The 20572-nt window shown below is 62.4% G+C and carries 22 protein-coding genes; 9 read left to right on the forward strand and 13 right to left on the reverse strand.

Annotated elements, in window-relative coordinates; genetic code table 11:
* Nucleotide 1: 1 nt before the first annotated feature.
* From NHH73_21730 to NHH73_21760, 7 genes are all read right to left on the reverse strand, one after another.
* Nucleotides 2–1135: a patatin-like phospholipase family protein gene (locus NHH73_21730; GenBank protein USX29675.1), complete on the reverse strand. Its 1134-nt coding sequence runs from the start codon at nt 1133–1135 to the stop codon at nt 2–4.
* 40 nt (nt 1136–1175) lie between these two features.
* Nucleotides 1176–1535, reverse strand: a complete 360-nt coding sequence (locus tag NHH73_21735; protein ID USX25206.1) for a hypothetical protein — start codon at nt 1533–1535, stop codon at nt 1176–1178.
* An 11-nt stretch (nt 1536–1546) separates the two neighbouring features.
* Entirely contained in the window at nt 1547–1933 is a 387-nt protein-coding gene (locus NHH73_21740) for a phage holin family protein (GenBank protein USX25207.1), read from the reverse strand.
* Between the two features lie 3 nt (nt 1934–1936).
* Nucleotides 1937–2239 (reverse strand): DUF883 family protein, encoded by a 303-nt coding sequence (locus tag NHH73_21745; protein USX25208.1) that lies wholly within the window; start codon nt 2237–2239, stop codon nt 1937–1939.
* 63 nt (nt 2240–2302) lie between these two features.
* Nucleotides 2303–2839: a ferritin-like domain-containing protein gene (locus NHH73_21750; protein USX25209.1), complete on the reverse strand. Its 537-nt coding sequence runs from the start codon at nt 2837–2839 to the stop codon at nt 2303–2305.
* 102 nt (nt 2840–2941) lie between these two features.
* Nucleotides 2942–3850 carry an OmpA family protein gene (locus NHH73_21755; GenBank protein ID USX25210.1) on the reverse strand — a complete coding sequence of 303 codons (909 nt, stop codon included), beginning with the start codon at nt 3848–3850 and terminating at the stop codon, nt 2942–2944.
* A 19-nt stretch (nt 3851–3869) separates the two neighbouring features.
* Complete coding sequence (locus NHH73_21760) at nt 3870–4259, reverse strand: DUF4398 domain-containing protein (GenBank protein ID USX25211.1); 390 nt, start codon at nt 4257–4259, stop codon at nt 3870–3872.
* Nucleotides 4260–4451: 192 nt separating this feature from the next.
* Here NHH73_21760 and NHH73_21765 point away from each other — a divergent pair, with 192 nt between their 5' ends.
* The 3 genes from NHH73_21765 to NHH73_21775 all read left to right on the forward strand — a co-directional run bounded on the left by NHH73_21765 (nt 4452) and on the right by NHH73_21775 (nt 8092).
* A complete protein-coding gene (locus NHH73_21765; protein ID USX25212.1) occupies nt 4452–6581 on the forward strand; it encodes an AsmA family protein in 2130 nt (709 codons plus the stop codon).
* 109 nt (nt 6582–6690) lie between these two features.
* Complete coding sequence (locus NHH73_21770) at nt 6691–6912, forward strand: glycine zipper 2TM domain-containing protein (GenBank protein ID USX25213.1); 222 nt, start codon at nt 6691–6693, stop codon at nt 6910–6912.
* Between the two features lie 184 nt (nt 6913–7096).
* The gene (locus NHH73_21775; GenBank protein ID USX25214.1) at nt 7097–8092 is read left to right on the forward strand and encodes a hypothetical protein; all 996 of its coding nucleotides are present in this window, start codon (nt 7097–7099) and stop codon (nt 8090–8092) included.
* Nucleotides 8093–8132: 40 nt separating this feature from the next.
* Here the strand turns inward: NHH73_21775 and pelA are convergent, their stop codons facing one another.
* From pelA to NHH73_21795, 4 genes are all read right to left on the reverse strand, one after another.
* Entirely contained in the window at nt 8133–9353 is a 1221-nt protein-coding gene (gene pelA / locus NHH73_21780; protein ID USX25215.1) for a pectate lyase, read from the reverse strand.
* A gap of 173 nt (nt 9354–9526) precedes the next feature.
* The gene (locus NHH73_21785) at nt 9527–9964 is read right to left on the reverse strand and encodes a hypothetical protein (GenBank protein USX25216.1); all 438 of its coding nucleotides are present in this window, start codon (nt 9962–9964) and stop codon (nt 9527–9529) included.
* Nucleotides 9867–10772, reverse strand: coding sequence for a type VI secretion system Vgr family protein (locus NHH73_21790; GenBank protein ID USX25217.1), 906 nt, complete (start codon nt 10770–10772; stop codon nt 9867–9869). Before NHH73_21790 ends, NHH73_21785 begins: the two co-directional genes overlap by 98 nt.
* A 184-nt stretch (nt 10773–10956) precedes the next feature.
* Nucleotides 10957–11706 (reverse strand): Crp/Fnr family transcriptional regulator, encoded by a 750-nt coding sequence (locus NHH73_21795; GenBank protein ID USX25218.1) that lies wholly within the window; start codon nt 11704–11706, stop codon nt 10957–10959.
* Nucleotides 11707–11841: 135 nt separating this feature from the next.
* On the opposite strand from NHH73_21795, the gene NHH73_21800 reads away from it, so the two are divergent.
* From NHH73_21800 to NHH73_21810, 3 genes are all read left to right on the forward strand, one after another.
* Nucleotides 11842–12516 (forward strand): glycine zipper 2TM domain-containing protein, encoded by a 675-nt coding sequence (locus tag NHH73_21800; protein ID USX25219.1) that lies wholly within the window; start codon nt 11842–11844, stop codon nt 12514–12516.
* A 163-nt stretch (nt 12517–12679) separates the two neighbouring features.
* Nucleotides 12680–12826 (forward strand): lmo0937 family membrane protein, encoded by a 147-nt coding sequence (locus tag NHH73_21805; GenBank protein USX25220.1) that lies wholly within the window; start codon nt 12680–12682, stop codon nt 12824–12826.
* Between the two features lie 93 nt (nt 12827–12919).
* Nucleotides 12920–13453, forward strand: a complete 534-nt coding sequence (locus NHH73_21810; protein ID USX25221.1) for a DUF3617 domain-containing protein — start codon at nt 12920–12922, stop codon at nt 13451–13453.
* Nucleotides 13454–13459: 6 nt separating this feature from the next.
* Here NHH73_21810 and NHH73_21815 read toward each other — a convergent pair whose 3' ends face one another.
* Together NHH73_21815 and NHH73_21820 are read right to left on the reverse strand one after the other, a co-directional pair.
* The gene (locus tag NHH73_21815; protein USX25222.1) at nt 13460–14296 is read right to left on the reverse strand and encodes a branched-chain amino acid aminotransferase; all 837 of its coding nucleotides are present in this window, start codon (nt 14294–14296) and stop codon (nt 13460–13462) included.
* A 78-nt stretch (nt 14297–14374) separates the two neighbouring features.
* Nucleotides 14375–15460, reverse strand: a complete 1086-nt coding sequence (locus tag NHH73_21820) for a porin (protein USX25223.1) — start codon at nt 15458–15460, stop codon at nt 14375–14377.
* Nucleotides 15461–15600: 140 nt separating this feature from the next.
* Here NHH73_21820 and NHH73_21825 point away from each other — a divergent pair, with 140 nt between their 5' ends.
* From NHH73_21825 to cls, 3 genes are all read left to right on the forward strand, one after another.
* Nucleotides 15601–16890, forward strand: coding sequence for a 4-hydroxybutyrate CoA-transferase (locus NHH73_21825; protein USX25224.1), 1290 nt, complete (start codon nt 15601–15603; stop codon nt 16888–16890).
* A gap of 111 nt (nt 16891–17001) precedes the next feature.
* Nucleotides 17002–19152 (forward strand): site-specific recombinase, encoded by a 2151-nt coding sequence (locus tag NHH73_21830; protein USX25225.1) that lies wholly within the window; start codon nt 17002–17004, stop codon nt 19150–19152.
* Nucleotides 19149–20546, forward strand: coding sequence for a cardiolipin synthase (cls, locus tag NHH73_21835; GenBank protein ID USX25226.1), 1398 nt, complete (start codon nt 19149–19151; stop codon nt 20544–20546). Before NHH73_21830 ends, cls begins: the two co-directional genes overlap by 4 nt.
* Nucleotides 20547–20572: the final 26 nt, after the last annotated feature.

The following is a 20572-nucleotide window of genomic DNA, read 5'->3' on the forward strand; positions in this document are numbered from 1 at the left end:
ATCAGGCGGCTTTTTCACGTGCGCCGGCCGGCTTGGCGGCGGGCAGCGGCGGCAGTTCGTGCACGACCAGCGGCGTGTCTTCGGACACAAAGGTCAGCCACCCTGCGGCCTCGACGGCACGCAGGCCGTCCTGGTAGCCCTGGTCCCAGCGCCACTCGGTCGAGCCCTTGGAAAAATTGATGTCCTTGGCCGCCATATTCCAGTCCCGGCCCGCGTATTCGAGGCGCACCACGTGCAGGGTGGTGCCGCAGCCGAGCTCGGCCAGATCCTGCTCGCCCTGCTCCGTCTGCGCATGCTCCGGCAACGCGGCGTACAGGCCGCGCAGCTTTTGCTGCAGCTTGTGGCGGGCGACATAATCGTCCAGATGGCGCTTGGAACGCGAAGCGAAGGTGACATCCTTCTGCCGCGTCTGCACCTCGTCCAGGGTGGTGGGTTCGCGGCCGTCGGCGCTCCACAGGTCGACCATGAAGCACAGGGTATCGACCGGCTGGGCGTCGTCCAGCACGGTCTCGAGCGGGGTGTTGGAGTACAGGCCGCCATCCCAATACAGCTCGCCATCGATGCGCACCGCCGGAAAGCCGGGCGGCAAGGCGCCGCTGGCGCGGATGTGGTCGGCGTTGATGTCGAGGTCGCGGTTGTCGAAGCTGCGCAGCGTGCCGCAGGTGACCTTGAGCGCGTTGACGGTCAGGCGCATGCCTTCGGGACCGTTGAGGTAATCGAAATCGATGAGGGAATTCAGTGTCTCGCCCAACTCGGCGGTATCGTAGAAGCTGGCTTCCTCGGGCGCGACGGCCATGCCGGCGGCAAACGGGCTGAACAGTCGCGGCTTGAAAAAGCCCGGCACGCCGCGCAGCAAGGTATCCCAGGTTTGCAGAAAAATATTGGAGCGCCGCTGGGCATCGGCCACGCGGCGCATGTCGAAGGAGTCGCGGTGGGAAATGCCTTCCCAAAACTGGCGCAAGCGCGCCAGCCGGGTTTCGTGCGGGTTGCCGGCCAAAATGGCGGCGTTGATGGCACCGATCGAGGTGCCGACGATCCAGTCGGGCGCCAGGCCATGCTCGTGCAGTGCCTGGAACACGCCGGCCTGGTAGGCGCCCAACGCCCCGCCCCCTTGCAGCACCAGCACAATGCGCATGCCCGCAGGGTTGAGTTTGTTGGACGACGAACTCAAGACACTAGTCCGTGATGCGCTTGCGGCGCATCAGCCAGGCGGCGCCCAGCCCCAGCACCGCTACCACGCCAAGCGCCGGTTTGACCAGCTTCTTGCGGGCGATGAAGGACCCCACCGTCAGCGCGTACGGCATCAGCGCCTTGTAGTTAAAGCCGCTCATGCCACCCGGCTGCAGCAGGCCGCCGAGACGGGCTTGCGCCAGTCCGACGGCGTGGTCGACCGCGCCATGAAACAGCGCATCCGGATGCAACGCGTTGGCCACCAGCGCCTTCGAGTGCACAACCTTGATGCGATACAACTCGCCTTCACGGATCAAACGCTGTTTGTCAGCGTCGAATAACTTGCTTTCCGCGTCTTTTGTCATATGCGCTCCTCTTACAACAGCATGTCGCGGTCGGATTTCAGTTCAGCCATGGTTGCGGGCATGCCCAGCTTGCCGCTGCGGATCAAACCGCGCGCGTACACCATGAGGCCGATAGCGAGCAGCAGGAAGACGCCGGTCATAATGGGCAGGATCGTCCAGCCCAGCGCATCCCACGCCAGATAAGCAATCGTGACAGTGGCGTAGGCGAGTGCGAAGCAACCCGCCACCACCGCCAGCGCGAAAGCCAGCACCAGATGCATCAGGTGATTGCGCACCTGAGACAGTTCCAGCGCGGCCAGCTCCAGCCGCGTCAGCAGCAGGCCGATGCTGTTGCGGGCGATATTGCCCAGCGACGCGATCAGGCCTGGCGGACGTGTCAACTCGTCAGCTTGCGCCATGGATTACTTGCGGCCGATGATGACACCGATCAGCAGGCCCACGGCTGCCGCGCCGGCGATCGAACGCCATGGGTTTTCCTTGACGTAGACGTCGGCTTGCTTGGCAGCTTCCTTGCTGGCTGCCAGGGCGCTGATTTGCGCGTCGTGGGCTTTGGCCAGGGCGGTGTCCAGCGCGCGCATGCCGCGGCCGCGCAGTTCTTCAGCCTTCTCACCGGTCAGGGCGGTGGCGGCGGTAAACAATGCTTGCGCATCTTTGACCAGAGTTTTCACGTCGTTATTCACGGTAGAGATATTTTGTTCCAGCATGATGGAGCTCCTATTATGGTTGTGAGGTGTGAAAACTTTACAGCAAAATCAAAATGTTAGTCGTTATTCAAGCAAATCGCGCATATCATCGGCGTGTTCTTCTTCCACGGCCATGATGCTGATCAAAAGATGACGCGTTGTCGGATCGGTATCGCCGATCTGTTCGATCATCTGGCGGTACGATTCGATGGCCACGCGCTCGGCGATCAGGTTCGAGCGGATCATCGCTTGCACGTCTTCCGAAGCATCATACTCGGCATGGCTACGGTCGAGCAATGTTGCCGGATTGAAATCAGGTTGGCCGTTCAGCTGAACGATACGCTCGGCCAGCGAGTCGGCATGCTCCTGCTCTTGCTGGGCGTGCTCGAGGAACTCGGCCTTGATCGGACCGTTCTGCAAACCGCTGACCGTGTAGTAGTGACGCTTGTAACGCAGCACGCAGACCAGTTCGGTCGCCAGCGCCTCGTTGAGCATCTTGATGACGGCGGTGCGGTCACCCTTGTAGCCGGCGGTTACCGGGCCGTCCTCGAGATTGCGGGCGGCGGCGCGGATGGCTTCTCTATCGATGCCTGCCGGTTGGGTGGGGTTTGATTCAGCCATGATATTTTCCTTAAAATAAAGTACAGAAAGTCTTGCTAGCGGAGCCCTTCAGGCGTCACGCCAGAAATGTCCGGCGTGACGCCCGAGGCTCCGGTTCCGCCATTAACGGCGGTTGGCGATCGGCGCGCCGTTTTGCGACAGCACGATTTCAACGCGACGGTTCAGCTGGCGGCTGCCGGCATCGGAGTTGCTGGCGACCGGGAACGCTTCGCCGTAGCCACGGGTGGACACCTTGTCGGCTTTCACGCCCAGGCCGATCAGCGCGTTACGCACCGATTCGGCACGGCGCTGCGACAGTTGCATGTTGTGCGCCGACGAACCGGTGGAGTCGGTAAACCCTTCGATCAAAACGGCGCTCTGTGGTTCCTGCAACAGCACATCGGCCATCTTTTGCGCGGTGCGCATGCCTTCGGCGCTGAGCTCGGCCTTGTCGACGTTGAACAGCACATCGCTCAGGGTGATCACCAGGCCGCGGTCGGTTTGCTTGGCTTGCAGGTCGGCCAGCTGCTGTTGCAGCGCGGCGCTCTTCGATTGCTCTTCGCGGGCGCTGGCGGTGGCCGCCTCGGCCTGGCGGCGGGCGGCGTCGGCGTCGGCCTTGGCTTGCTCGGCGCTCATCTTGGCCTTGTCGGCTTCCTGGGTGCGCTGCTGCAGGCGGATCTCGTCGCGCTGGCGGCCGGCGTTGGCAACATCGGACTCGGCTTGCTTGGATTTCGCCACTTCCTGGGCGACGGCAATCTTCTGCTTGGCCAGATAAGCCAGCTTGTCGATCGCTTCGACGCTTTCCTTCTTGTCGGCGGCGGCGTTGGCGCGGTCCAGCGCGTCGGCGGCGGCCTTGAACTCGACCGGGGCGTTGGCCGCGACCGACGGATTGCTTTGCGCGGCCGAGAAATCGCCACGGGTCTGGTCGAGCAGGCTGGTGGTGGTCGGCGCGGAGCTGCAAGCTGCCAGCATGATCGACATCGCCAGCACGGTAGGCATGACGCCCAGTTTTTTCAGGTTCAGTTGTTTCATGATGATTCCCTCGTCTCTATTATTGGGTGGTGGTGCTATTGCGGTTCAACTCTTCACGCAGCACGCGTATGCTTTGTTGCAGCTCGTCGGCAGCGGCGGTGGCCTTGGTCGAGTTAGCCTTGCTCTGCGCCAGCTGGGCGTCGGCCTGGGCCTGCGCCGCCAGATCCTGGGCGGCCTTGTAATCCTTGTTGGCCAGCGCCTGGTTGGCGCGCGCCATCTTTTCGCGTGCCGATTGCATTTCGGCCGGCGCCAGCTCGGCGGCGCCGGCGGAGGTGGCGTTGGCCACGGCGGCGCGCGAGACGGCGACGTCGGCGGTGGCCGGAGTTTTGTTGCTAGCGCAAGCGGTCAGGCCGAGCAGCACTGCGGCGCCGCAAATCATGGTCAATCTTTGGTGTAAGGTCGTCGTCATTATTGTTCTCCTTGAAAGTTTGTGTGGACAGGTAACGTTATAGGCTGTTGCCTGCGGTGCTTCAGTACGCTGCCGCACATTGAACAAGGGGAGCCGCCCGGGCCGCCACACAGGGTGCGCCAGCGCACAACCGGGCCGGCCTGCGTTGCTCAGGGTGTGTAAAATGCCATTACCAATAAGAAAGGCCAACCGATGACCCCGCAGGACCAGAACCGCAGCGCCCCCGCCCCCGCCCCGGCCACTTCCGGCCCCCGCCGCCTCCCGAGCCGAACCCGGATTGCCATTGCCGTCGCCGGCGTGGTGGTGGCCGTTCCCGTGATCGCGGCCATCGTGCTGGCGACCTACGACTGGAACAAGGCGCGGCCCTGGCTCAACGACAAGATCAGCGAATCGATCGACCGCCCGTTCGAGATTCGCGGCGACCTGTCGCTGACCTGGCAACAGCAGGGACTGTCGGGCGCGGACCGCACCTGGCGCGACTACCTGCCACTGCCGCACCTGGTCGCGAAGGACGTCCACGTCGGCAATCCGGCCGGCATGCGGGCGCCGGCCGAAATGGCCAGCGTCGGCCAGTTCGCCTTCGGCGTCGAGCTGCTGCCGCTGCTGCAACACAAGATCGCCATTCCGGTGCTGCGCTTCGACAATCCCAGCGTGCTGCTGCAGCGCGACGCCGACGGCAAGAACAACTGGACCTTCAAGCAGGCCGACAAGCCGTCGCCGTGGAAGCTCGACCTGCAGCGCGTGGTCTTCTCCAAAGGCGCGGTGCACTATATCGACGCCATGACGCATGTGGACGCCACCGCAGCGGTCGACACCATCAACGCCGATCGGACCTACGGCGTGTCGTGGAAGCTGAGCGGCAAGTGGAATAATCAAACCATCACCGGCAGCGGCAAGTCGGGCGCGGTGCTGTCGTTGCAGCAGCAGACGATACCCTTCCCGCTGGCCGCCAGCCTGGACGTGGGCGGCACCCGCATCGCCGTCGAGGGCACCCTGACCAAGCCGACCGCGCTGACCGCGCTGGACATGCGCCTGAAGATTTCCGGCCCCAGCATGGCGCGCCTGTACGGCATCACCGGCGTGCTGCTGCCGGAGACGCCCGCTTTCGCCACCGAAGGGCATCTGACCGGCAACATCGGTGCCAACGCCAGCCACTGGATTTACGACAAATTTACCGGCCGTGTCGGCAACAGCGATATCCACGGCAAGCTCGACTACCGGTCCGGCCAGCCACGTCCGGTGTTGACGGGGGCCGTGGAATCGACGCTGCTGCAATTCTCCGACCTCGGGCCGCTGGTCGGCGCCGACTCCAACGCCAGCAAGCAGGCGCGCGGCGTCGAGGCCGTCCAGCCGGGCAACCGGGTGCTGCCGGTCGAGACCTTCAAGACCGAACGCTGGACCGCGCTCGACGCCGACGTCAGCTTCAAGGCCCAGCGCATCACGCGCGACGGCGGCCTGCCGATCCACAACCTCGACACCCTGATCCACATGAAGGATGGCGTGCTGTCGCTGACGCCGATGAACTTCGACATCGCCGGCGGCCGCTTCACCTCCAACATCATGCTCGACGGCAGCGGCAAGATCAATCCGAACGCCATCCGCGCCGAGCTCAAGGCCGGCGCGCGCAAGCTGCAGCTCAAGCAGCTGTTCCCCACCATCGACGGCATGCAGGCCACCGTCGGCCAGGTCAATGCGGACATATCGCTGTCGGCCACGGGCAACTCGGTGGCGGGCCTGCTGGGCTCGTCGAACGGCGAACTCAAAGGCGTAATCAACGAGGGCAGTGTCAGCAAGCTGCTGCTGGAGGAAATGGGACTCAACCTCGGCAACGTCGTGCTGACCAAGCTGATCGGCGACAAGCAGGTCAAGCTCAACTGCATGGTGACCGACTTCAGCGTCACCAACGGCTTGATGCGCTCGCGCCTGTTCGTGGTCGACACGTCCGACGCCAAAATCGACGTCGCCGGCACCGTCAATCTCGAAAACGAAAAGCTGGACCTGACCTTGCGGCCGGACGCCAAGGGCGTGCGCGTGATTTCGCTGCGGGCGCCGATTTATGTGCGCGGCACCTTCAAGGACCCGGACGTCAGCATCGACAAGGGCGTGCTGGCGATGCGGGCCGGCGGTGCGCTGGCGCTGGCGGTGGTGGCGCCGATCGCGGCGATCCTGCCGCTGGTCAACGCCGGGCCGGGCGAGACGACCGGCTGCGAAGCCTTGCTGGCCCAGGGCGGCGGCAAGCCGGTGGCCCCGCCGCCGGGCCAGACCTTGCGGGAAAAGCCGGGCAAGAACGCGCAAAACGTCAAGCCGCAACCTAAAAGGTAACAAGGTGTTTCAATGTGCGCTGTCGTACGGAAATTGGTGACGCGGAGACGTACTCTGTAGTCATTGGAGCGGGCCAGACGCCGCGCCTTAACAGCGTAAGGAGAAAATTATGAACATCAAACGTATCGCATCGACTGCGGCAATTCTGGCCGCCACCCTGGGCCTGAGCGCTTGCGCCGGCATGTCTTCGCAAGATAAAAGCACGGCAGTGGGCGCCGGCGTCGGCGCGGTTGCCGGCTCGGTGCTGACCGGCGGCAGCGCGGTGGGCACGGTCGGCGGCGCGGCTGTCGGCGGCGTGATCGGTAACCAGGTCAACAAGCCACCGCGTTAATCGCCGACGTTTATACGCCGCAAATAAACCGCCCCGTTCAAGCCGAAGCCCGGCTTGAACGGGGCGGTTTTGCATTCGCGCCGGCTTAATCCAATGAAGCAAAGGTTCTTACTAGATAGCTTTACAAGATGCCATAAGGAAATTATGTTAAGATAGTTGTTTTCTTTTAATTAAATTTTCAACAATGCGCCTGAACTCATCTTTATTTTTGCTTTGCTTTTCAGCTTTAACGGCGTGCGGCGGCGGCGGCGGCGGCGGTAGCAACACCGCCGCATCGACGCCTCAACCACCTGCCCCAACCGTACAATCCGGTAACATGATCTTCATCGGAGACAGGGGCAACCAGAAAATGGCTGCCATCGATACGCTGACGCCTGCGCCTGGCGCCTTGGCGGCGAAGGTATTTTCCACCAACGAAGCGTCCTGGTTCGATGCTGCGTTCGATAGCACTCGCAATGAACTTTATGTTGCTGCGTTCGACTACATCACCGTGTACGCCAATGCGAGCAAACTGGACGGGAATATTACCGCCTCCCGCACCATCACCCCGGCAATCAGTGGCTACAATAGTCTCAAGCGCGTGTTCCTTGACAAAGCCAATGACCGCCTCTACATCGGCTTCAAAGCACCGTTCAGTGGCGGCTTGGCCGTGTTTGAGCAGGCCAGCAAGCTCAACGGAACGGTGGCCCCTTCACGCATTATTTCGGGCAACATATCCATAGACAGTTGGACGCTGGACCTGAAGCGCAACCTGCTGTACACCAGCGCGACCGACACCGCCGTGGCGGACGTGTATGTTTACGAGCACATCGACACCTTTAAGGGCGAGGCAACTTTCGCTCGCCGCATCAGCATGCCGAAGGTCGTAGAAAGGCTGTCCATCGACAGTAGCCGTGATCGGCTTTATATGGTCGCGGGCACGGGCGGCGCCATGATACTCGACGGTGCAAGCAAGGCGACCGGGACCTCTGCTGTCACCACGCTCTCGCTACCGACCTCAAGCTACGCCAGCGCGGTGACAATCGATGCCGCAAATGACCGTTTTTACCTGGGCTTCAGCGCACAAGCCTTTGTCATCAATGACGCAAGCAAACTGACCAACAGCAGCGGCGCGGCACAAGCGGTTGCCATCATGGGTCCGCCCAACACCACCATCTCCTATTTCGCCGTGGGCCAATAGACGGCGTCGGCGCGGATGCCGGTCCGGTGCTGGCGCCGGATTAGTATCCGACGGTGCTGGTGTAGGCGAACAGACTGGTGCCGTAGCTGCCGCCCCACTCGTAACCGTAGCGGCGCTCGGCCTCGACATTCATGATGTCGTATTGCTTGCCGGTGCCGGGAGGGTTATCGGTCGGCAAGCGGCCGCTAAAGAAACCGGTGTCGGCGTTCAGATCGTAAAAGCGGTACCACGTGGTCGATCCCGCTTTGGCGATGAACGGCGAGGTGTTGGTCGCTTTGGAATTGGTCTTCTCATACGCCGTGTTCACCAGCTTGACCTGGCTGCTGTTGTACCAGGCGATCGCCGCTTTGGCCGACGCCGCAACGGCTGCCGATTGCGGGCGTGTCATCAGGAACGCCACGATCTGCGCGGACTCCTTGCCGCTCTTCGACGGCAACTCGTACGAACGGGCGCCGCGCGGCGCGAAGTTGACGGGATCGTGCTGCGCGCACCAGACCGTCTTGACGCCGTTCTGCACGATCTGCGCGTTGAGGATGTAACCCACCGCCAGGTTGAGCGCGTTCGTCATGCGGGTGCGCTGCGCCGAGGTGAAGAAGTCACCGGTGAACGGTGCTTTTTGCTTCACCGCGTGGTCCAGCAACACCAGCGCGCGCACCATGGCATTGTCGTTGAAGGTGACGTAGTTGGAATACGAAGTGCCGGTGCGCGCCGGATAGACCTGCGGCAGCCCGCCGGACGAATACTGCATGTTCAAGATGAAGTCCATCGCCTTGCGGGCGCTGTCGCGGTACGCGACTGTGCCGCTGCGCGCGTACACATCGCCCAGGAACATGATTTCCGTGACGGTGCCGTCATTGTCGATGGTGCCCAGTTCGACTCCATTGGCGCCGAACCATTCGGAGCGCGAAGCGGAGCCGTTCCACGGGGCGTTGTACCAGGCCGGCAACTTGTAGAAGCCGCCATGCGGCATCTGCCATGACACGATGTTGGTGGCCTTGGTCTTGTCGGCCGCCAGCGCGGCGTCACTGTTGCTGTTGGTGCTCAGCCAGCTTTTATAGCGCTCGATCTCTTTGTAGGCCGGGTTGCCGGTCTGGTTCAATATGGGGTCGGCGGCTGCGGCTGCCGCGCTGATACTCACCTCCGCTGCGGTGCTGATGGAGCTGGCGCCGGCGGACGCCGTGTCGGCGGAACCGCCGCCGCCGCAACCGGCGAGCGCAGCGCCGGCGACCAGAAGTGCTGCGAAATGTTTGTGAATAGCCATGTGTGTCATCTCCCTTAGAGTTATTGTCAAAGACTTGGTACTGCGAGTCGATGCTAACTGTAATGAATCTCATTTACATGACCAAATACATACACTTGAGGAATAGTCAACATGTTGACTAATTGCAACCCGGAAAGAAGACTGCACAGAGCAATACGCTGGGCGCTACAGTTTTAATCTGTCCAATCACGTAGTATTTGGACCAAATCTTGTTTTGTGGCGCGCTTGGCCTTCAACATATTTGTAAGCTCCTCTTTGCTGACGGGGTATTCCGCCAGCAGCTTGGGTAATTCATCGCTGTCTATTGTGCGCAGCCAAATAGGATCAATGCCGCTCCCATCGGTAGGTACCGACTTGAACTCACCTTTAAAATGGAAATAGACGTGGTAGGTGCTATGCCCCTCAGCCCAGCTCTTATCGTAGTAAAGTACCGTTCCTGTCGGCAGAAGCGAGTAGCTGTTTTGTTTTTCACCCTCAATGAGAAGCGGCTCCTCCAGGCGAAATGCTTTTTTATCACTCGTATGAATAACTCCTTTTTCTGAAAGAAAAAATCCGAAAACTGCGGCAACGATTGCAACAAAAAAAAACTGAATCGGAGACGGAATTTTCATTGCAGGCCTTTGCCATAGATTGCCATTCTCTTGCCTTGGTCGCGCGGCCAGACGCGTTCTCACCAGCCCAGGAGGTGATCGTGTCGCGCTGCTCGGTGCCGGCGTCGCGGTGGTAGCGGATGGTGCCGGCGACGTTCTGGCGCAGGCTGTCGGCGCTATTGAAAAGCACCAGCGTGTGCGTCGGCACCTGGCCATTGGCCTCGGCCCGCACGTACCAGCCGATGCCGCTGCGCTTGAGCAGGCGCCGGATGAACGCGGCGTCCGATTCGTTGTGCTGCATGGTGAATTCGCGCTTGGGGTATTGCTGCAGATGGAAGGCCTCGTCCACTTCGTCCATGAAGCAGACACCGAGCGTGGAGCTTTTTTGCCGCCATTCCTGGAGAATCTGCCGCACGATCTCCACTTCATCCATCTGGCGGAACACGCGCGTGTTGATGCGCTTTTCCAGGATCGCCAGGGCGTCCCGCAGCACAAGCTGGTAGCTGGCCGAGCCGCCGTCGCTGTCGCCGGAGCTGGCTTCGGTGACGATGCCGCAGACGCTGCGCAAATCTCCCTGGTCGGTGACGAATTGGAGTGCGGCCGGCACCGCGATCAGCTGCTTCAATGGCAGCGTGGCGTTGGACGAGACGCACAGCACCCGGTAGTCGATGCCGCCGCACGACGTCTCGGTGCCGAACACGCGCTGCGGCAGTAGCATGTCGTCGTTGACGCCACCCGGCAGATCGAGCTTGAGCCGGATCGGCCTGTTGAAGGTGACCAGCTCCTTGGGCATGCTCATGAAGCTGAAAAAATCTTTATCGCGTTCCACGGTTGCTCCTCAACATCCATCGCAGACCGCGCGGCACCGATGCCTCTTAGGAACGGTGGGGCCGCGCGGCATATCGATCATGGCATGCCGTGGAGATAATATTTTGAGCTATAGTAAGGTCAACATAACTTGCTAGATGGAGTACTTGAGGAAATCGCTTTACCGAATGCCTTGTCCCGTATCGCTACAAGAAAACGTTGCCCATGCCGATGGCGCCGTCGTCCTTGACCAGCTCGTAGCAGCGGCACGATACCGCTTCCAGCCCGGCCGAATCGAGGATCTCGATATTGCCCCGGCTGTAGGAAATCAGTTTCTGGTTTTGCAGCGCACTGGCGGCCTTGGTCACGCCGACGCGGCGCACGCCCAGCGCATGCGCCAGGAACTCGTGCGTGAGATGGAATTTTTCCGATTGCAACCGGTCGCGTGTGATCAGCAGCGACCGCGCCAGACGCGCCTCCAGCACATGGAAGCGGCTGCACACGGCGATCTGGATCGCCTGCGCCAGCAAGGTGTCCGTGTAGCGGTACAGCAACCGCTGCAGCGCCTCCATGCGCGTGAACTCGGCGGCGAACTCGGCCGCATCGATGCGGGTGGCGCGGCCGGCGCGCTGCACCACCGCGCGCACCTGCGCCATTTCGTGACCAAGCACCACCGAGGCACCAATCATGCCTTCGCGGCCGACGGCGCCCACTTCAAGCGTCATGCGGCCCTCGGCCACGGCAAGCAGCGAGATCAGACTGTCGATGGGAAAATAGATATAACGGATGCTCTGGCCGGGTTCGTATAACACGTCGCCGACTTCGACTCTGACGGGTTCGCTGAGCCTGGCGAGCTGGCCTTGTTCTTCCTCTGGCAAGCTCGACAGTAAGCGATTGACCGCCGGTCGTGGCTGGCTCCTGTCTTCTTCGGATAGGTGTGAGAGATGGGTATGCATGAATTGAGCGTAAGGGTAATCATTTACCATGTATGTACGCTGACGCACGGAAGCTAAACATGTCCTATAGGAAAATTCCGCGCGTACGATCACTGCATGCGAACACGCGTACCAACACGAAAAAAGGACACAATCATGACTACTCCGAACACCCCGACCAAACAGACTTTGCACCCGCTGATGATCATCGCCGCCGTCGCGGTGGTGCTGTTCTGCGGTGTCGGCACCGCCGCCATCATGGGCTGGCTGCCGACCTCCAACGCCAATGGCAGCGTGCCCGGCGCGGCGCCGATGCCGGGCCAGTTGGCATCGGTGCCGCCGGCGGAGCAGCAGCCCGCCCCGGCCTATAACAACGGCGCTAACAACGGCAACAGTCTCGCGGCCAACAACAATGCCGGGCGCAATGCCGACAACAACGCCTCGGGCCGCGACCAGGACCGCGCGCCGGAACCGGAAGTCAAACAAGCGGCAGTGTGCAAGAGCTGCGGCGTGGTCGAGTCGGTACGCTCGATCGAACACCGCCCGCAAGGTAGCGGCGTCGGCGCGGCGGGCGGCGCCATCCTTGGCGGCCTGCTGGGCAACCAGGTCGGCGGCGGCCATGGCCGCCAACTGGCGACGGTCGCGGGTGCCGTGGGCGGCGCGGTGGCCGGCAACCAGGTCGAAACCCATATGAAGACCACGCGCACCTGGCGCATCGTGGTTCGCATGGACAACGGCACCACCCGCACGTTCAACCAGTCGGCGCAGCCGGCCTGGGGCTCGGGCGACGCCGTGCGTGTGGTGAACGGACAGTTACGCTCGGCCAATTGATACCGACAGTAAAATTATTGGGCGGAAATCGCTGTTACGTACGGCACCGTACAGAAGCTTAAGCTGGTTTTAAAGATAATAGATTCCAAGATACGAACAAACAGTTCGACATCGCATTCGATGCCCACAGTGGACGTCGCAATAACAACCTTAGGAGAGAATCATGCTCTATACCATCGCTGTAGTTCTGCTTATCCTGTGGCTGCTGGGCCTGGTCACTTCGTACACCATTGGCGGCTTCATCCACGTACTGCTGGTCGTTGCGATCATCATGGTGCTGCTGCGCCTGATTAGTGGACGCGGCGTGTAGCACACCGCGACCTGATCGAAGCGGCGCCCCACCCTCGCGGTGGTGCGCCGTTTTTTCGTTTATGCTGTGCGCTGCCTTTTCCATGGAGTGACTATGAAACGTTTTTTGATCGCGCTGGCCATGCTGCACATGGCTGCGGCGCAGGCGCAAACCATCAAGCCAGGCTTGTGGGAACTGAATAACACGGTCAAGACCGGCGATATACAAACCGACGCCGCCATCCAGATGGCGATGCAACAGTTGGCCAACATGCCGCCGGCGCAACGCGCGCAGATGGAAGCGATGCTGGCGCAGAACGGCGTGTCGGTGCCCAAGGTGGGCGGCGACGGCAGCATGACGGTGACCGCGTGCGTGACGCCGGAGATGGCGGCCAAGAAAGAACTGCCGCTGAACCAGAAGGGGAATTGCACCTCGAAGACGGTGCCGGCGGCGGGCGGGCTGGACGTGTCGTTCAGCTGCACCAATCCGACCTCCAGCGGCCAGGGCCAGATCCGCTTCAGCGACGACAGCCATTACACGATGATTATGGATGTCAACACCGAGGCGACCGGCGCGCCGCAGAAGGTCAAGGTCAATTCGACCGGACGCTGGGTGGGCGCCAGCTGCCCGGCCAAGCCGAAGGGCTAAAAGCGCTTAGTGACTGTCCGAGAACGCCATGTAGCGCTCGCGCGCCAGGGTGGCGATCGGACCAACCGCCAGATCGCGTGTTTCATAGCGGATGCACGGCATGACCTTGCCGTAGTTGCCGGTGTTGAAGATCTCGACCGCGCTTTCCAATTCCTCCGGCGCCACCGCCCGCTGCTCGACCATGATGCCCTCCTCCGCCAGCAGCGCGATCACGCGCGCACGGGTGATGCCGGACAAGAAAGTGCCGTTGGCGGCCGGCGTCACCACCTTGGCGTCCGGCGTAACGAAGAACAGGTTGGCCGACGCGAACTCGGCCACTTTGCCGGTGCTGTCGCAGACGACGGCGTTGTCGAAGCCGCGCTTTTGCGCTTCGCGGATGGCCTTGGCGGTATTGACGTATAGCGAAGACGCCTTGGCGTCGGTCGGCGCCATCAAGGCGTCCGGACGCAGCTGCGCCGACAGGCAGGCGGAAAAACCGGTAAAGGCCGGCATCGGCGCGTCAAACAGGGTCAGCGCGAACGCGCTCTTCTCGGGAATGGGCACCAGGAAACCGTCGGTGCCGAACACCAGCGGGCGGACGTAAAGCTCGGCGTCGGCCGGGAACTTCGCCACGCCTTCGCGCACCAATTTTTCCATTTCATCGACGCTCAACGGACAAGCCAGCCCCACGCGCTCGGCCGAGGTGATGACGCGCTGCAAGTGCAGCCGCAAGTCCGGCAGATGGCCGCGTATGGCGCGCGCGCCATCGAATACGGACGAGCCAAGCCATACGCTGTGGTCCATCGCGCCAAACAGTGGAGTGTTGCCCTCGGCCCATTCGCCGTTGAAGTAAGTCAGATGCATGCTTGTTCCGAATTCAGAAAAACAAGCAATTTATCACGTTTGGGCAGGCAACCTTAAATGCAGCATGGAACGGGCCGCTCAGAACGCATGGCGCATGCCGACGTTGAAGGCCTTGTCGCCGCGCCCCTGGCTGGTGGCGTTGCCGACGGTATAGGCGCCGCCGTTGCGGTTCTTGATGCGGGCCAGCGAGGCGTAGAAATCGGTGCGCTTGGACAGCGCGTAGCTGGCGCCGATGGCGATCTGGTCGGCGTCGCGGTCGAGCATGGTGCGGTCGTCCTTGCGGATGAACGAGGCCAGCAGAGTGGTCGCGCCCATCGGCACGGCAACGCCGAACAGCGCGTCGCGGCTCTTGTCGGTAGGCAAGGTCTGGGCGACCGCGCCGTAAGGATTGGACATGTCCCAGTGCGAACTGCCCTCGCCACGGCTCTGGCCGTATGCGGCGTAGCCGACGAAGCGGCCGAAGTCGATGTTGGCGGCCACCAGGGTGTTGCGCGCCGACTGGTCGACCGCCGGCGTGGTGCCGGTGGCGTCGAGCAGGTTGTCCTTGCGCTGGTGCGTGATGCCGATCTTGATCGGTCCCTTGTCGTAGCCCAGGCTGCCGCCGTATGCGCGGTTGACCTTGCTGTTGAACGGCGATTCGCCAAAGCTGTACTGGACTGCGCCGATCAGGCCGCTGCGGGCGCGTTTGGTCTTGTACTTGACGGTGTTGTCATAGCGTTTGGTGGTGTAGCCCACCAGGTTGGACGCCGCACCCGCCATGCCGCCATGGAAGGGATCGGCCACATTGGTCAAGGTTTCGTAGACCAGGTTGTATTGACGGCCCATGGTCACCAGTCCCATCGGCCCGTCGATGCCGACATAGGCCTGGCGGTTGAACAGCTTGCCGTTTTGTTCCAACGCGCCGGTGTCGTTCAGCACGCCGGCTTCGAGCGTGTACACGGCCGAGGTGCCGCCGCCAAGCTGCTCGCGGCCACGTACGCCGAGCCGGGAGCCGGAAGCGATGCCGCTGTCGACCTTGGTACGGGCGCAATCGGTCTTGCAACCCTGTTCCACGACAACACCAGCGTCCAGCAACCCGTAGACCTCGGCGGAGGACGACTCTTGCGCTCCCGCGGCCAGCGGCGCGATCAGGGACAGCGCGGTAACGAGAAGGTTCGGTTTCATGATGAGCAGGGAACTTGAGTGAATTGTTAAGTTCATCATAGGTCGCCCTTCGCCACCGCTCTGTGCGGCTTAACACGTTTACGTCAAATTCTTCGTGACTTGGTTTATAGTGGGATTTCATTATGTGAAAGGCAGACGCCATGCATGTTGAATACGCCAGCAAACGTTGCTCCCCCGATCAGGCCCTGGAACTGCTGAGGAATGGCGACACCGTCATCGTGCCGACCGGCGCCGGCGAGCCTCCCTCGCTGCTGCACGCGCTGTCGGCCAGGCGCACCAGCTTCCAGGACATCAGGGTGGCGCAGATCCTAGCCATGCGTAAATATGCCTATTTCGACTGCGACACGGTCAACCATGTGCGCCACGTCGCGCTGTTCTTCGGCGGCGCCTCGCGCTCGGCGGGACAAGCCGGCTGGGCCGATTTCATCCCCGCCTACTTTTCCGAGCTCCCCGGCCTGATCCAGCGCGACCTGATCCCGGCCGACGTGGTGTTTTCGATGGCCTCGCCGATGGACGAGCATGGCAACTTCGCGCTCAGCCTGGCGGCCGACTACACGATGGCGGCGGTCCGCAAGGCCCGCGTGGTGGTGCTGGAGGTCAATCCGAACGTGCCGGTGGCAAATGGCGAATGCATCGTGCACCTGTCGCAAGTCACGGCCATCGTCGAAAGCGACGAGCCGGTGATCGAGGTCGGGCTGCCGGCCATCGGCGCCGTGCAGGAGGCCATCGGCAGGCACGTGGCCGCCATGATCGAGGACGGCTCGACCTTGCAGATCGGCTATGGCGGCATTCCGGACGCGGTGGTCCAGCAGCTGACCTCCAAGCGCGACCTCGGCGTGCACACCGAGATGATCGGCGACGGCATCCTCAAGCTGGTCGAATGCGGCGCGGTCAACAACAGCCGCAAGACCTTCATGCCGGGCAAGATGGTGGCGACTTTCGCGCTGGGCTCGCGCAAGCTGTACGACTTCATGCACCAGAACCCGATGCTGGAGATGCATCCGGTCAGCTTCACCAACGATCCCTACCTGGCCGGTCAGAACGACAAACTGGTGGCCATCAACGCCAGCCTGCAGGTCGATTTGCTGGGGCAATGCGGTTCGGAGAGCCTGGCCCACCTGCCCTATTCCGGCACTGGCGGCCAGGTCGACTTCGTGCGCGCGGCCAACCGCTCGAACGGCGGCAAGGCCTTCATCGTGCTGCCGTCGACCGCCAGGGAAGGCGCGATCTCGCGCATCGTGCCGACGCTCACGCCCGGCACCCATGTCACCACGGGCAAGAACGACGTCAACTACGTGGTCACCGAATACGGCGTGGCCCAGTTGCGCGGCAAATCGGCGCACCAGCGGGCCGAGGCGCTGATCGCCATCGCCCATCCGGACTTCCGCGCCGAGCTGCGCGACGCGGCCAAACGAATCTTGCTATGCTGAGCAGGGGAATTTCCTGACAGATAGAAATATGTACGGCAGCGTACATACTGGGTAATGCTGACTGCATATACTGCGTTTTTTAGTCAAAACTGCGGTCATTCCGCCCTGTGCATGCTCGAAATATTACAACGTATAGACGCGGAAAGCACGGACATCGGCCTCATGGTCGAGCTGTTCGATACACTGCGTCCCCAGCGCCCCGGCGATGGCGTCCGCGCCACCGCCAACGTGCGCACGCTCGCCCAATTGTTGAAAGGCAGTCCCGCGCATGCGCTCGCGTTGCGCGGCTACGCATGCAGTCTGCTGTCCAGCCGTCGCCACTCCAGCCTGTACACCGAGATCGGCGTACTGTCGAACGATGGCTTTTTCACCGAACTCAAACGCCGCATCGCCTTTCGCATCCTGCCGCCGGCGCTGGGCAACGAGTACCTGAGCGAAGCGCTCGACCAGGTGATCTACAAGCGCACCGACCGCCTCTGGATCAGCGCCGTGCCGGCCGCCGACTGGCTGGCGTTGGTCGACGTGGTCTGCAATCCGCCCGACCGGCGCGAAGCCAGCCGTGGCGACGCCACTACCCGCTGCACCCCCAACCTGATGCTGCCGGGCTTGCTCGAAGCGATACGCACGCTGTCCTACCGCATCTGCGCGATCGGCCTGGAACCGAAGCTGACCAATTTCCACACCGAGATGGAGACCTACGAATCGCCCTTCATGGGCCAGAATTTCGAGGTCAACGCCTATCTGGACAACTACCAGCGCAACCTGGCCGGCGAGGACGTCGAGGTCGAGGACGCCCGCCACCTGCTGGTGATGCTGGACCAGTGCGACGTGGTGGTCGGCAAGATCCGCAAGAAAGCGCTACACCAGGGCACCAGCATCGCGCTGACCTACCTGTTGGTGGCGCTCACGCAAAGCATCGCCCGGCTGCGCAAGCTGCTGTTCCTGGTTGACGTCAGCGGCGAACTGAAGGCCGAAGCCATCGCGCCGGCCGCGCTGCTGATCGCACCGGCCGAGCTGCAAGCGCAACATCCGCAACCGGTCGGGCAGCAAGGTCCGCCGAGTCCGCGCCGCGCGGCCGCCGTCGGCCTGGCGCTGGAACTGGTCGATGCCCACAACAACAAATACGCCGTCAGCGATCTGCTGCGCGACAATATCGACCTGTTGGCGCGCAACGTCACCGAGAACGCCAGCCACACCGGCGAGCACTATGTGGCCGACCACCGCAAGGAACTCGGCGGCATGTTCCTGTCGTCGGCCGGCGCCGGCGTCGTCATCGGCTTCATGGCGCTGTTCAAGATCCTGATGTCCTACCTGCGCGCCGCGCCGCTGGTCGAGACGTTCTTGTTCAGCATGAACTATTCGCTCGGCTTCATGTTCATCCACGTGCTGCATTTCACGGTCGCCACCAAGCAGCCGGCGATGACGGCCTCGCGCATTGCCGCCGGCCTGCACAGCCGGGACGGCCGCAACATCGATATCGAAAGCATGGCCGAGCTATGCAACAAGGTCATCCGCACGCAGAACATGGCGGTGCTGGGCAACCTCGCCACCGCGATCCCGACCGCGTGGCTGATCGCCATGGCCTGGCCCTACCTGACCGGCCACCATCTGGTCACGCCCGGAAAAGCCATGCACCTGCTGGCCGACATCGATCCCTTCGGCGGTCCGGCGCTGGTGTATGCCGCCATCGCCGGCGTCTGCCTGTTCGTGGCCGGCCTGATCTCGGGCTACTACGACAACAAGGCGCTCTACACGCGCTGGGCGCAGCGCATCGCGCAATTGCGCGGCCTGCGCTGGCTGCTGGGCCGGGAACGCCTGGACCGCTTCGGCGTCTACATGGAAAACAACCTCGGCGGCCTGATGGGGAATTTTTTCTTCGGCATCCTGCTCGGCGTCATGCCGCTGCTGGGCTTCCTGCTCGGCATGCCGCTCGACATCCGCCACGTGACGTTCTCGTCGGCCAACTTCGCCACCGCCATGGTCGGGCTCGACTATAACGTCAGCTGGCAGCTTGTGGTCACCTCGGTGGCCGGTTTCGTGCTGATCGGCACGGTGAATCTGCTGGTCAGCTTTGGACTGGCGTTGTGGGTGGCGCTGCGCTCGCGCCAGGTACGTTTCAAGCACGGCTGGCAGCTGATGAAGGTGCTGGGCCGCAGGTTTATACAAGGGCCGATCGCGTTCTTTTTCGGCTCGTCAGCAGAAGAGGCGGCGCCGCTGGCGTTGTCCGATGAATCGAAATCACCCCTAAAGGCAAACCGATGAAATCCTCAAGCATGCGTATCTGGCTTCCCATGTTCCTGATGTGCTGGGGCTTGCTGGGCGCATGCGCCTCGCTGCCCGATGTTGCCGCCATGGGCGACAAGCTCGAACCGGCGGCGGCCACGCCCACCGTCAAGGGCAAGAACGGCGACCTCGGCACGGCGCGCACCAAGGCGCTGCTGGCCAAGCGCTGGCCCAAGGGCTCGCTCGACCTGAAGCAGCAGGCGGTGCTCGAGGAAGCGGCCACCGGCGTGCCGCTGATCGACGGCAACAAGGTCACCCTGCTGTTCGACGGTCCGCAAACGATGGGCGAAATGCTCAAGGCCATCAACGGCGCGAAGAACAACATCAACCTGGAAACCTACATCTTCGACCAGGACGAACTCGGCATGCAGTTCGCCGACGCGCTGATCGCCAAGCGCCAATCGGGCGTGGTGGTCAACATCCTGTACGACAGCGTCGGCACCATCGGCGTGCCGGCCGAGTTCTTCGACCGCATGCGCAAGGCCGGCGTCAACCTGCTCGAATACAACCCCGTCAATCCGGCCAAGGTCAAGGGCGACGACTGGAAAGTAAACAACCGCGACCACCGCAAGGTCTTGATCGTCGACGGCAAGACCGCCTTCACCGGCGGCATCAACATCAGCGCCGACTACTCCAAGGGCTCGCTGTTCCGCTCCAGCGCCAAGCAGACCAAGCAGAAGGAAGACGTCGGCTGGCGCGACACCCACATCAAGCTCGAAGGGCCGGCGGTGCACGCATTCCAGTGGTTGTTCGTGCGCCAGTGGGCCACGCAGGACCGCACCGACCTGCCCGAGGCGGAGTACTTCCCGCAACAGGTGATCGCCGGCGACAAGGTGGTGCGCGTGCTCGCGAGCGATCCGGGCGGACAGTTTGAAATCTTCAAGGCTTACAGCCTGGCGATCCAGGAAGCGAAGAAGAGCATCCACCTGACGTCGGCATATTTCGTACCGGACCGCCAGACGATCGACGCGCTGATCGCCGCCGCCAAGCGCGGCGTGGACGTCAAGATCGTGTTGCCGGGGGTATCGGACAGCGGACTGGTATTCCACGCTAGCCACGCGCTGTATGACGAGTTGCTATCGAACGGCATCAAGATCTACCACCTCAAGCTGGCCGTACTGCACGCCAAGACCGCCGTCATCGACGGCACCTGGTCGACGGTGGGCTCGACCAACATCGACACGCGCAGCTTCCTGCACAACAGCGAGCTCAATGTGGTGGTGCTGGGCGCTGCGTTCGGCAACGAAATGGAAAAGGCGTTCCAGGAAGACATGCGCGACTCGAAGCAGATCACGCTGGCGGACTGGCGCAACCGGCCGCTGACGGACCGCATGAAGGAATGGGCCGCGCGGATGATGAACTACTGGCTGTAAACTCCGGGGTCAGGTCCACCAATTCT

Source organism: Oxalobacteraceae bacterium OTU3CINTB1, from assembly GCA_024123955.1.
Lineage (GTDB): Bacteria > Pseudomonadota > Gammaproteobacteria > Burkholderiales > Burkholderiaceae_D > Rugamonas.